Genomic DNA, 12,953 nt, shown 5'->3' on the forward strand with positions numbered 1-12,953 from the left:
GGATAGCCGTTGGCGACGCCGCCGAGCGAGCAGATGATTTCGCGCAAGGCGCGGTCGTTCATGTCCATGACGCGGCGCCAGGCGACGCGGCGGGTGTCGATGGCCTGCTCGTTGCCCCAGTAGATGTGGTTGTCGATGAGCGCCGAGAGCAGATTATGCGCGGTGGTGATGGCATGGAAGTCGCCGGTGAAGTGGAGGTTCATGTCCTCCATTGGCACGACCTGGGCATAGCCGCCGCCGGCAGCACCGCCCTTGACGCCGAAGTTGGGCCCGAGCGAGGCCTCGCGAATGCAGATGATGGCCTTCTTGCCAATCCTGTTCAAGCCATCGCCAAGACCCACCGTCGTCGTGGTCTTGCCTTCGCCGGCCGGCGTCGGGTTGATGGCAGTGACCAGAATGAGCTTGCCATCCTTGTTGCCCTGCACCGACTGGATGAACTCGGCCGAGACCTTGGCCTTGTCATGGCCGTAAGGCAGAAGATGCTCCGTCGGAATGCCGATCTTGCCGCCGATCTCCTGGATAACCTTCTTCTGCGCACCACGCGCTATCTCGATGTCGCTCTTTACGTCGGCCATGAAATCGTGTCCTCCATACTGAATTCTTGTGGTCGCAGTGGGCTGAACGAGGTGGGGAATATGCGGGAAAATCCATCTCCGGCCGGGCGCAGGTGACCGGCACGAAAACAACGCTTCAAGGTTCGAAAATCCTGATTTCCACCTTTTCTTTCAGGATTGACAATAAGCCATTTCGAGTGCGTCTCGTCAACCTGTGTGAAAGAAAATTTCACAGTAAGAATTATTTTTGACGGCGAAATTTCAGTATCCCATGATGAAAAAAGCCGGCCCTTGGGCCGGCTTTCGATGGCCGAGACTTTCGATCTTCAGATCACGAAGTACCAGTTCGCAATCAGCACGACGGCCAGGCCTGCCACCAGCGTCAGATAGGGCAGGATGCCGGCCTTCCTTGTCTTCAGGTCGCTTTGCTTCATGCCGAGATCGTCGAGCATGTGATCCGGGAACTTACCGCCGTCCTGGATGTAGTGGCGGAAGCAGAAGACCGGGATGATCAGCGCTGCGGTGAAGAGCCCGGCCCACAGCGCCGACGGGTTCCACACCTTGGCGCCCGCGCCCATGAAGATCGCGTTCACATAGGCGAAGACGCCGCCAACCACGATCAGCCATGTCGGCGCCCGCCATGGCCGGGCGATATGCCCGTTGTCCATGCGGTGAATCCAGCCGGCGTTGAGGTTGAGGAAGTTGAAGATGATGTAGCCACAATTCGACACGGCGAGGATGAAAAAGAAGCTCGTCGCATCAGTCGAAGCGATGGCCAGCACGATGAGATTGACGACGAGGTCGGTCCACATTGCGCGTGTCGGCGCGCCATGCGTGTTGACGTGGCTGAGGTATTTCGGCAGCCAGCCATCCACCGAACCCTGATAGAGGGTACGCGATGAGCCTGCCATCGCTGTCATGATCGACAGCAGCAGGGCCAGGATCATCAGCATGATGAGCAGGCTTTTCACCAGCCCGCCGCCGCCGACCATCCCTGCCAAGGCGTCGGCAACGCCGGAGCCGTCGACGATCGGGGTCGCCAGCATGCCATTCAGGCCGAGCACGCCCTGGAAGGTGAAGGGCACGATCATGAAGAGCAGCATGCAGAGCAGGCCGGAATAGAAGATGGCCTTGAAGGTGTCGGTTGCCGGGTTCTTGAATTCGCGCGTGTAGCAGACGGCAGTCTCGAAGCCATAGGTCGACCATGCGGCGATGAACATGCCGCCGAGGATAAGCGTCCAGCCGGGGATGTTCCAGGCTCCCGGTTCCGGCGCGTAGGCGGCGGCGAGTGGGACGATGGGCGAATAGTTGTCCCAGTTGATCTGGCCGGTGAGGATCGGGACGATGCCGACGATCAGCAGCGGCACGATGACGAGCAGGCCGACGACGCGCTGCACATTGGCGGTGCCGAGAATGCCGCGATGCTGGATGGCGAAGGTGATGAGCATCAGCACCGCGCCGATCCAGAAGGTGGCGTTGAGCGAGAAGCCGACCGGGCCGAGCGAATGGCTGTAGAGCGTCCAGGTGCGGATGCCAGGCGTTGCCGCGGTCGTCACGGCGGCAATGGCATCAGCCGCAGAGGTGCCGGCATTGGCCGCGATATACGACAGCACCTCCGGTGAGGTTTCGGTGAAGCCGGGGATCGGCGCCAGAGCGTTGAGCATGTAGGCGGCGGCAATCGAGCAGCCGAGCGACAGGACCGGCGACCAGGCAAACCAGTTGCACCAGACCGAAAGGGGCGCGACGAATTTGGAATAACGTAGCCACGCGGTCGCGCCATAGACCGAAGCGCCGCCCGACTTGTTGGGAAAGAGACCGGCGATTTCGGCGTAGGTGAAAGACTGGAGAAACCCCATCAGCATGGAGAAAATCCAGATCAGAAAGGCGACATTTCCGGCTGTGCCGGCGATGCCGCCGATCGAGAAGAGAACAAGTGGCGGGACGCCGCTGGCCACCCAGAACGCGCCGCGCCAGTCGATCGTCCTGTGCAATTCGCCATCGCTCGCAGGCGCATAGCTAACCGTCGAACTCATTGTCGAAGTTCCCCATTGTTGATGATGTGTTCCCGGAAGGATTTCTTTTTGGGCTGATCGGCGTGCGCCTCCACGGGCCTGACCAGCTTTTCCGCTTAGTTTTCTTTTTTTCCTAACAGTGAAGATTGACACAGCCGCTGGTGGCGTCAAGCATTTTGTTTGACCACGCCGATCACATTCGCAGACGCGCGGAATTCAGCCGCGATCTCGGTTTCGAGGCGAGGCGGGCTATGCCCGGGGAGAGTTGTGGCGGATGACGAGCGCCGGCTATTGCGCGGCGACGAGGGCCGGTTCCACGGCGTCGGGGCGATCCGAGAGCGCGCCGTGATAAAGCGCTGCGATCAGGTCCGACTGCGTGATGATGCCGACGAGCTTCCCGTCGGCATTGACGACTGGAAGATGGTGCAGCCCGGCATCGGCCATGACCGGCACAAGCTCGGCGATCGGCGTCTCGGGCGCTGCGAAACGCACCGGCGCACTCATGATGTCGCTGACGGTCTTGTTGAAACTGCGCCTGGGCTTTACGGCCTGGCGCAGGCGCTTGCCGAGGCCGAGATGCAGTTCTCCACGCGGCCCCCAGTCAGCGCTCTGCATGAAGTCGGTCTGGGTCACGATGCCGACGACATTGCGGGCATCGTCGATCACCGGCAGGGCCTTGATGCGGTGGTCGCAAAGCTCTTTCCAGCTGTCGCGAAGCGAGGTCTGTGGCGAGACCGTCGCCACGTCGCGGGACATGATGTCGGCGCAGCGGATGACGCCGAAGCGGCGGTGATAGGCCTGCATCTCGGTCTCGTGCAGCAGGGCGTCGAGGTCGTCGGTGCTGACATTGACGACCTCGTCATAGCGCTTCAAGGCTGCTTCGAGATCGGCGGACGTGAAGCCGACGCGTGCCGTCGGGACGGGATCAGCCGTCTTGTGCGGGTTGACCGCCGGCGCGGGCGTGAGGTGCGGATAGCGGCGGCCGGTCAGGTTGTTGAAGGCAAGTGCGGCGGCAAGCAGCAGCAATGTATTCACGCCGACCGGCCACAGCGCGAAGCCGTAGCCTGCGGCATGCACGGCCGGGCCGCCGAGCACGGCGGTGAGCGCCACCGCGCCGCTTGGCGGATGCAGGCAGCGCAGCAACAGCATGGCGCCGATCGAGGCGGTGATCGCGATCGTCGAGGCAATGAGCGGATCGTCGAGCCATCGCGCGCAGGTGATGCCGATGAGGGCGGCGACCAGATTGCCGCCGATGATCGACCAGGGCTGTGCCAGCGGGCTGGACGGCGTGGCAAAGAGCAGGACGGCAGAGGCGCCCATCGGGGCGATCAGCAGCGGTGATGCACCTGACGAGCTGAAGGCGATCTTGGTGGCGAGCCCGGTGAAGAAAATGCCGATCAGCGCGCCTACGCAGATGCGCATCCGCTCCGCATTGCTGACGGACGGCAGGGCTGGAAGCAACCGCTTCAGGACTGACAGGAACTCGGGCATTTGGGCGATATGGCTCTCAAGGCAGCGGCACTTACGCCGTGAAACGCCCTGCGCGCAAGGAATGGATTTGCGCGGATGGTCGCGTTTCGGGAATGAATGGTTTGGTGGCGCATGGCGGGCTCGTTCGAACCCGCCTGAACTGCGGTTTTCTACGACCTCGGCTTCGTCTTTTGCGGATCGTAGTGAGCGAAGGGCACCACGCGGGCCGGCAGGCGCTTCTGATGGCCGTCGAGCTTGCCGATCTCGACTTCCGTGCCGATCTCGGCGTGGGCGACATCGAGGCGGGCGAGTGCGATGGTCTTGCCGAGGATGGGCGAGCGCATGCTGGATGTGACCTCGCCGATCTGGGCGCGGCCGATGTGGACGCAGTCGCCATGGCCGACAGGCACATTGGCGTCGATGTCGAGGCCAACAAGCTTTCGCGCCGGATGCTCCTTGCGCCGGATCAGCGCGTCGCGGCCGATGAAATCGTCGGTCTTGCTCTTCAGCGGCACGGTGAAGCCGATGCCGGCTTCGAACGGGTCGGTCTGGTCGGAGAAGTCATAGCCGGCAAAGATCAGCCCGGCCTCGATACGCACCATGTCGAGCGCCAGAAGTCCCATCGGCTTCAGGCCGTGCGGCTGGCCGGCCTGCCAGACCGCGTCGAACACCTGTTCGGCATCGCGCGGATGGCACCAGATCTCGTAGCCGAGTTCGCCGGTATAGCCGGTGCGCGAGACGACGATCGGCACGCCCTGGGCGTCGCCGATGCGGGCGACAGCGAAGCGGAACCATTCGAGCTCAGTGATCGACGGCTGCACGGGGGAAGTCCAGATGATCTCCTTCAGGATGTCACGGCTCTTCGGGCCCTGCAGGGCGATGTTGTGCATCTGGTCGGTGGAGGAGCGAACAAGCACCTTCAGGCCGAGTTTTTGCGCCGTCTCGCGCAGCCACGTGCCGCTGTAGTCATCGCCGCCGATCCAGCGGAAATTATCCTTGCCCAACCGCAGCAATGTGCCGTCGTCGATCATGCCGCCATGCTCGTAGCACATGGCCGTGTAGACGACCTGGCCGACGGCGAGCTTCTTGATGTCGCGCGTCAGTGTGTATTGCAGCAGCGCTTCGGAATCCGGGCCGGTGACCTCGAACTTGCGCAGCGCCGACAGGTCGATGACGACGGCCTTCTCGCGGCAGGCCCAGTATTCCTCCAGCGGTCCTTCCTTGGCGAAGGAATTGGCGAGCCAGTAGCCGCGATATTCGACGAAGTCGCGCGTGTGCTTGGCAAAGCTCGAATGGAAGGCGGTTTCACGGGTCATTTTGGGCTCGGCATCCGGGGTCGGTCGTGTGGCGATGGCGCGTGAGAATTTCTGCGCGCCCGAATAGGTCCGCACATGAATGTCGGTGAGGTTCCAGCCGTTGGACGGCGTCGTGTCGTCGGGGCAGGCCGACGAGACGCAGACGATGTCGGTCAGGGCCCGTAGCAGCACATAGTCGCCGGGCCGCGACCATGGCTCGTCGGAATAGATCACGCCATGCGCGTCGATGCCGGTGTTGAAGAAGAAGTTGATCGCCATCCAGCCGCCGCGGGGCGCGACACCCTTGTCGGCAAGCGCGCCGTTGAAATTCTCGGTGCAGTTGAGATGACCGGGATAGCCGATGTCGTCGTAATATTTGGCGTAGCAGGCGAGCGCGAAGGCATCGTGGCGGCCGCAGGTGTCCTGCACCACCTCGACCAGCGGCTCCATGTCCTGGTCGTAGTATTTGGAATGCAGGCCGGGCATCGGATAGCTGGTGCCCATCAGCGAGCGGGTGACCGTCACGTCGAGCGGGTGGTCCTTGCCCTTGTCGAGCTTGCGCGCCGAAAAGCACTGGAAGTCGGTGCACTGGCGCCCGTCGACATCGATGATCTGGATGAAATCGCCAGCCTTGACGAAATAGCTCTGCGCCGTCTTCGATTTGACGCGCAGGTCGAGAACCGGGTCGGCGAGCGGCTCGGGCAGGTCGGACTTTCCCGCAGGCTGAATGCGGGCGCGCTGGACAACGACCAGCAGCGGTGTTGCCGTGTCGTGGCCGTCGACCGGCATCGGCCCGCCGGGTGCTGCGATGATCAGGCTACCGTCGCGGGCGACGGTAAAGCTCTCTTCGGAGCCGGGAAGACTGGTGTTGCCGAACAGGCGCACCGCCTGCGGCTCGGCCAGATCGATCGCACGGCGCGCGAGGCTGTGACGGAATGTGCGCAGGCTCTCATTGTCGTCCAACAGCAGCGCCTTCAGCCCTGCCGCATTGCTGTTGGCCCTGGTGCCCAGGATGCCGGCATCGGTCTTGCCGGAGCCATCGGCAGCCACCAGTTCGCAGGCCTGTCCACCCTCGACATCGCGGATCGTAACCGTATCGCCGGCCTCGACGCTGATGAACACAGCACCTGCACCCGCCACCTGATAGCGCTCCATGCCGGCAGGCAGCGCAAGCAGCCCAGGCGTCAGGATCGCGCTCGGACGCGGCGGGCCAGAGACCACGCTGGGATAGATTGCTTGCGACACGGCGACCTCCCCGATCGTATTTTCCTGAGTGTGAAATTTTTTCAATTAAAAGAATACGCAGCCTGCAAGATGAAGGCAAGACCTGTTTACATCAGGCTAGCATATGGCTCATCGTACCGAAACGTCAGGCTGCCTCTGGAAGAAGTGCTGGAGCAGCCAATTTTTCGGAATCTGGTTTTGCGGCAGAACTTGTTGACAGCATCACAGAACGAATTATTGTCCTGTCAGTGAAATTTCTTTCGCTTAAGAAAAAGAGTCCTGGAGGGGATTGTATGAGCAAGAGGGTAGCAGTTATCGGCGCCGGACCTTCGGGCCTCGCACAGCTTCGGGCGTTCCAGTCAGCGGCGGCAAAGGGTGCCGAAATCCCCGAAGTCGTCTGTTTCGAAAAGCAGTCCGACTGGGGTGGCTTGTGGAATTACACATGGCGCACCGGCGTGGACGAGCATGGCGACCCGGTTCACGGCAGCATGTACCGCTACCTCTGGTCGAACGGACCGAAGGAATGCCTGGAATTCGCTGACTACAGCTTCGAAGAGCATTTCGGTCGGCCGATCGCCTCCTATCCGCCGCGTGCCGTGCTCTGGGATTACATCAAGGGCCGTGTCGAGAAGGCTGATGTGCGCAAATGGGTGCGCTTCAACAGCCCGGTTCGCATGGTGACCTATTCGGACGCCAGCGAGAAATTCACCGTCACCGTCCATGACCGCACCAACGACGTCGTCTATTCGGAAGAATTCGATTTCGTGGTCGTCGCGTCCGGCCATTTCTCGTCGCCGAACGTTCCCTATTTCGATGGCATTGCCAAGTTTGCCGGTCGCGTCATGCATTCGCACGACTTCCGCGACGCGCTCGAATTCAAGGACAAGGACATCCTCATCATCGGCCGCAGCTACTCGGCCGAGGACATCGGCTCGCAGTGCTACAAATACGGCGCGAAGTCGATCACGACCAGCTACCGCTCCAAGCCGATGGGCTTCAACTGGCCGGATAACTGGAAGGAAGTGCCGCTGTTGATGCGGGTCGAGGGCAAGACCTGCTATTTCAAGGACGGCACGTCACGCGATGTCGATGCCATCATCATGTGCACCGGCTATCTGCACCATTTCCCGTTCCTGACCGACGATCTGCGCCTGAAGACCGCGAACCGGCTGTGGCCGCTCGATCTCTACAAGGGCGTGGTCTGGGAGCACAATCCGAAGCTGTTCTACATCGGCATGCAGGACCAGTTCTACACCTTCAACATGTTCGACGCGCAGGCCTGGTATGCCCGCGACGTCATCCTCGGACGCATCAAGCTGCCATCGAAGGAAGCAATGGCCGCCGACAGCCAGAAATGGCGCGAGCGCGAGGAAACGCTGGAAGATGCCGAGCAGATGATCTGGTTCCAGGGCGACTACACCAAGGAACTGATCGACGCGACCGACTATCCGGACTTCGACATCGAGGCCGTCAACAAGACCTTCATGGAGTGGGAACACCACAAGATGGAAGACATCATGGGCTTCCGCAACCACGGCTACAAGTCGCTGATGACCGGCACAATGGCGCCCAAGCATCACACGCCATGGCTGGACGCGCTGGACGATTCGCTCGAAGCCTACCTCCACAACAAGTGAATTCTCTGCCGGCGACGCAAGTCGCCGGCAAGATTTTCACGCGGCAAGCCCTTGTCGAAAGTCCGGCGTCAGTCTGCCTTGACCAGATGCCAGGCGCCGCCCATGCCGTCGCCCTTCATGTCGCCGGCGGCCTTGTCCTGGGCGAAGTAATAGAGCGGTTTGCTGTCATAGGCCCACATCTTTGAACCGTCCTCGCGCTCGACGACTGACCATTCGCCTTCCGCCTTTGCATCAGCTTCGGCCTTGAAGGGTGGCCATTTCATTGCGCATTCGGCGTTGCAGTTCGATTTGCCGGCGGCATCCTTGTCGAATGTGTAGAGCGTCATGCCCTTCATGTCGGTGTAGATCTTTGCGCCGCCATGGTCGGTGGTCATTGCCGGTTCGGCAGCCATCGCAGACGCGGTGCCGATGATGAGCGCAGCAAGTCCGATGATCGTTTTCATGTTTCTCTCCCTGAATGGCGTGGTCGAAAGCCAAACTGGCTTCCTGTCTCGCTAACGCCTTTCGCGTCCGGTTTCGTCCCGGACAGGAGGAGAGATAGGGGAGGGGTCGCGGCCAGGAAGACGCGGCGCGACCTCATCCGGGCTCGTACACGTGAAATTTACTCGGCGGGCGCCACGTCGTCGGTGGGAAAGCCGCACCATTCGCCCAACTGGCGATAGGCGTCGTCGAAGCCGCCGACGGGCAGGGAAGCGACCGGCGAGTCCTGCAGTTCGAAGGTAACTGCATCGGCATCGTTCATCGCCGCAAACAGGGCCTGGCTGGTGTCGTTGTCGTTTTCCATGACCCATTGATGGCCGGTGTCGGTGACTTCGCCGAGAACGGTCACCTCCACTTTGGTGCCGTCGACATCGAACACGGCCGGAATGCCTTCGCCTTCAGGAAAATCGCCTTTCTCGGCGCTCACCGTGACGGCGGGATAGGCTTCCGGTGGCAGCACGTCACCATCCGAGATGCTGACCTTGAGCGTCCAGGCGGTGTCGTCGGGATCCTTGGCCGATGCGGTGGCCGTGCAGGTCTTGCGCTGGTCCTGGCCGGTGTTGACGTCCTCGACGCTGGCTGTCCAGTCGCCGACGACCTCGCTTATCGTATCGGCCCGTGCCGAATGAGCCGCCAGCATCGCCGCGCCCACAATCGCCCAGGCAAGAACGCGTCTTCCAGCGCTGTTGTTCGTCGTCATGCCAATCCAAGTCCCCAGAGTTGCCCACGATCCGTCAGGACCAAGCCTTTTATGCCGAACAAGTTCGATGCTGCAAAGGGAGTTTAGGCTGATTGGGCAACCGGAAAGCCTTGCGCGCCTGCGCTGCAAGGCCGATGATCGATGCCGGTCTGGAAGTTTTGGTAGCGGGAAGTGGACTCGAACCACCGACCCCAGGATTATGATTCCCGTGCTCTAACCAACTGAGCTATCCCGCCACAGGGCCAAGGTCCGAAAATTTGCCGCAATTGCGCGGGCATTTCGAAGCCTTCGCCGAAGGTCGGGCGGATATAAGGTCGCGACGGTAGGGCTGTCAAGCGCCGAGAGCCGGTGCGACTTCAAGAATTGATGCAAAGAAATCCTTTCTGGCATTCCATTTGATTCAGCGGGCGGGGTTGAGTTCGAAACGGCGCGCCGTTATGTCTCCGCCACCTATTTATTGAGTTCATAATTTGATGAAACCGCGAATTGCAGTTCTGGGATGCGGATATTGGGGTGCGAACCATATCCGCACTCTAAAGGGCCTTGGTGTCCTCCACGCGGTTTCGGACGCCAACAAGGCGCGCGCCGAAGGCTTTGCCTCGGAGCAGGATTGCCTTGCGATCGAGCCCGACGCCCTGTTCACCCGCAAGGATATCGACGCGATCGTCATGGCGCTGCCGCCGCAGTTTCATGCCGAGGCGGCGATCAAGGCTGTGGAAAACGGCAAGGACGTGCTGGTCGAAAAGCCGATCGCGCTGACGGTTCCCGATGCCGAGCGCGCGGTCGCGGCGGCAAAGGCCAACAAGCGCATCTTCATGACCGGTCATGTGCTGCGCTTCCATCCCGCCTTCGAGAAGCTCAAGGAGCTGATCGACAATGGTGAGCTGGGCGAGGTGAAATACATCCACTCGCACCGCCTCGGGCTTGGAAAGTTCCACACCGAAAACGACGCGCTGTGGGATTTGGCGCCGCATGACCTGTCGATGATCCTTGCGATCACCGGTTCGGCGCCGACGGAAATACGTGGCGAGGGTGCAGCCCTTCTGGATCACCAGAGCGATTTTGCCCATCTGCACATGCGCTTCCCCAACGGGCTGCGCAGCCATCTCTTCACTTCGCGGCTCAATCCTTATCGCGAGCGCCGGCTGACGGTGGTCGGCACGCGGGCAATGGCGGTGTTCGACGATGTCGAGCCGTGGGAGCGCAAGCTTGCCGTCTATCGCCATGCCGTTTGGCAGGACAGCGGCCAATGGGCCTTCACGGCCAACGAGCCGACCTACATTCCGGTGGAAGGCGGCATGCCCCTGACGCGCGAGCTGGAGCACTTCCTGTCGTGCATCCAGACGCGGGCAGAGCCGCGCACCAGCGGTGAGGAAGCAATCACCGTGCTTCGCATCCTGACTGCCGGGACCGTCACGCACGGTTGACGGACCGGTGGCTCAGGCCGCTCGTACAGGCCGCAGCCACCACAAGACAAGTGCGCCGGCGGCAAGCCAGATCGCTGCAACGAACAGTGCTCCCGCGCGACTTTTCGGTCGAACATCCATTTGCGCGGCTTTCGCACGCAATTCGCTCATCAATTCGGGGGGCGTCAAACGCACGACGAGCCAGATGCCGATTGGCACGATGATAAGGTCGTCGAGATAGCCGAGAACCGGGATGAAATCCGGAATGAGGTCTATGGGGTTGAGGGCGTAGGCTGCAACGCAGGCGGCGGCAATCTTAACATGCCAAGGTGTGCGCGGGTCGCGCGCCACCAGATACAAAGCGATTATGTCTCGCCTGATGCGCCTCGCCCAGTCTTTGAGCGTGGCAAACATCGAGGCCTCGCGTCTATTCCGCAGCGATCGTGTTCGAGCGCGCAGCGAGCTTCGTCAGCATGGCTTCGGCCTCGGCACCCCGCTCGGAGCGTTCGATGAAGCCGCCGCCGAGCACGCGGGCGTCGTTGCCATCATCGACATAGAGCACGCAGGCCTGGCCCGGTGCGATACCCGATTCGCCGTCGCCGAGTTCGACGAAGATCGCGCCGTCGCGGTTGTGAAGCACGGCCGGACGCGGCGGGCGGGTAGAGCGCACCTTCGCGAAAAGCTCGATGCCTTCCGGCCCGATCTCGCCCAGCGGCGTATCGCCCAGCCAGTTCATGTTGCGCAGGTAAATCTTGTGCGTCTCAAGCGCCTCGCGCGGGCCGACGATGACGCGGGCGCGCTCGGCGTCGAGATGGACGACGTAAAGCGGTTCGCCCGAAGCGATGCCGATGCCGCGGCGCTGGCCGATGGTGTAGCGCAGGATGCCGTCATGCCGGCCGAGCACGCGCCCGTCGATATGGACGATGTCGCCGGGATTGGCGGCGGTCGGCTTCAGCTTGGCGATGATGTCGGAATACTTGCCCTGCGGCACGAAGCAGATGTCCTGGCTGTCCTGCTTTGTGGCAACCGAAAGCCCGAGATCCTCGGCGATGGCGCGCACTTCGGGCTTAGACAGGCTGCCGAGCGGAAAGCGCAGATAGTCGATCTGTTCCTGCGTGGTGGCGAAGAGGAAATAGCTCTGGTCGCGATCGGCATCGACGGGCCGGTAGAGCGCGCGGTGCGCGCCATTGGCGCGTGAGCGGATGTAATGACCCGTCGCCAGTGCGTCGGCGCCGAGTTCGCGCGCGGTCTCGAGAAGGTCGGCGAACTTGACCGTCTGGTTGCACGACACGCAGGGAATCGGCGTTTCGCCGGAGACATAGCTCTCGGCGAAGGGATCGATGACCGCCTTGCGGAAGCGCTCTTCGTAATTCAGCACGTAGTGCGGGATGCCGAGCGTCTCGGAGACGCGGCGGGCATCGTCGATATCCTGTCCGGCACAGCATGAGCCGGCGCGGTGGGTGGCTGCGCCATGATCGTAGAGCTGGAGCGTCACGCCGACGACGTCGTAGCCTTCGCGTTTCAGGATGCCGGCCACGACAGACGAATCGACGCCACCCGACATCGCAACCACGACGCGTGTATCTTCAGGACGTCCGGGAAGGTCCAGGCTGTTCATAAAAGGATGGTCCATTTCAGCTGTTCGGGCGCTTCATGCCAACGACGGGAATATAGGTCAAGCCGCCGCAAAGCGCCACAGTTGGCGTTTGTGCCACGTGAGATGAGGTTTTTAACACTTTCATTGGCACCATACAGCAACACCAGTGGGCCGCTTCATGGTTAACAAAAGGTTCACGAACATTACTCAAGGCTTACCATCGGTTTAGGCAATTTTTAAAGCTGTGGCGGTAATGTGGTTGTGATTGGGTCTTTAAGTTTTGTGTAGAGAGTACTATGACCGATCTGGTTAGACCGCGTGTCAAATATGTTATTGGGCCTGACGGCAGCCCGCTTACCATTGCCGATCTTCCTCCGACGAATACCCGTCGCTGGGTCATTCGCCGCAAGGCCGAAGTTGTTGCGGCCGTTCGCGGGGGGCTTTTGAGCCTCGAGGAAGCATGTCAGCGCTATAAACTGACAACCGAGGAATTTCTGTCCTGGCAGGCATCGATCGACGAATATGGCCTGGCCGGACTGCGGACCACCCGCATCCAGCAATATCGACACTGATTTTCT

11 protein-coding genes and 1 tRNA gene are annotated in these 12,953 nt (G+C 61.4%); 3 read left to right on the top strand and 9 right to left on the bottom strand.

From position 1 onward, the window contains the following. The 4 genes from BM413_RS28805 to BM413_RS28820 all read right to left on the bottom strand — a co-directional run. On the bottom strand, positions 1–575 hold a 575-nt coding region (locus tag BM413_RS28805; protein ID WP_139238687.1), incomplete at its 3' end, for a formate--tetrahydrofolate ligase. A 305-nt stretch (positions 576–880) separates the two neighbouring features. Next, complete coding sequence (locus BM413_RS28810) at positions 881–2,587, bottom strand: trimethylamine N-oxide permease (protein ID WP_091918295.1); 1,707 nt, start codon at positions 2,585–2,587, stop codon at positions 881–883. 267 nt (positions 2,588–2,854) lie between these two features. Then, complete coding sequence (locus BM413_RS28815; RefSeq protein WP_175544483.1) at positions 2,855–4,057, bottom strand: HPP family protein; 1,203 nt, start codon at positions 4,055–4,057, stop codon at positions 2,855–2,857. Between the two features lie 149 nt (positions 4,058–4,206). Beyond that, positions 4,207–6,576: a trimethylamine N-oxide demethylase gene (locus tag BM413_RS28820; RefSeq protein ID WP_091918296.1), complete on the bottom strand. Its 2,370-nt coding sequence runs from the start codon at positions 6,574–6,576 to the stop codon at positions 4,207–4,209. 272 nt (positions 6,577–6,848) lie between these two features. Here BM413_RS28820 and BM413_RS28825 point away from each other — a divergent pair, with 272 nt between their 5' ends. After that, the gene (locus tag BM413_RS28825) at positions 6,849–8,192 is read left to right on the top strand and encodes an NAD(P)-binding domain-containing protein (RefSeq protein WP_091918297.1); all 1,344 of its coding nucleotides are present in this window, start codon (positions 6,849–6,851) and stop codon (positions 8,190–8,192) included. A gap of 68 nt (positions 8,193–8,260) precedes the next feature. Here the strand turns inward: BM413_RS28825 and BM413_RS28830 are convergent, their stop codons facing one another. The 3 genes from BM413_RS28830 to BM413_RS28840 form a co-directional block, all read right to left on the bottom strand. Next, on the bottom strand, positions 8,261–8,635 hold the full coding sequence (locus BM413_RS28830) for a COG4315 family predicted lipoprotein (protein ID WP_091918298.1): 375 nt from the start codon (positions 8,633–8,635) through the stop codon (positions 8,261–8,263). Between the two features lie 158 nt (positions 8,636–8,793). Next, positions 8,794–9,372, bottom strand: a complete 579-nt coding sequence (locus BM413_RS28835) for a hypothetical protein (protein WP_091918299.1) — start codon at positions 9,370–9,372, stop codon at positions 8,794–8,796. Positions 9,373–9,531: 159 nt separating this feature from the next. Next, positions 9,532–9,608 (bottom strand) — tRNA-Met (locus BM413_RS28840). A gap of 237 nt (positions 9,609–9,845) precedes the next feature. Between BM413_RS28840 and BM413_RS28845 the strand changes: the two genes are divergently transcribed. Further along, positions 9,846–10,799 (top strand): Gfo/Idh/MocA family protein, encoded by a 954-nt coding sequence (locus BM413_RS28845; RefSeq protein WP_091918300.1) that lies wholly within the window; start codon positions 9,846–9,848, stop codon positions 10,797–10,799. A 12-nt stretch (positions 10,800–10,811) separates the two neighbouring features. Here the strand turns inward: BM413_RS28845 and BM413_RS28850 are convergent, their stop codons facing one another. Continuing rightward, a complete protein-coding gene (locus BM413_RS28850) occupies positions 10,812–11,192 on the bottom strand; it encodes a YkvA family protein (RefSeq protein ID WP_091918301.1) in 381 nt (126 codons plus the stop codon). A gap of 13 nt (positions 11,193–11,205) precedes the next feature. After that, entirely contained in the window at positions 11,206–12,396 is a 1,191-nt protein-coding gene (gene mnmA / locus BM413_RS28855; RefSeq protein WP_091918302.1) for a tRNA 2-thiouridine(34) synthase MnmA, read from the bottom strand. Between the two features lie 275 nt (positions 12,397–12,671). On the opposite strand from mnmA, the gene BM413_RS28860 reads away from it, so the two are divergent. After that, entirely contained in the window at positions 12,672–12,947 is a 276-nt protein-coding gene (locus BM413_RS28860; RefSeq protein ID WP_006203587.1) for a CtrA inhibitor SciP, read from the top strand. Positions 12,948–12,953 lie beyond the last annotated feature (6 nt).

The organism is Mesorhizobium sp. YR577 (assembly GCF_900116595.1).
In the GTDB taxonomy this organism is placed as follows: Bacteria; Pseudomonadota; Alphaproteobacteria; order Rhizobiales; family Rhizobiaceae; genus Mesorhizobium_M.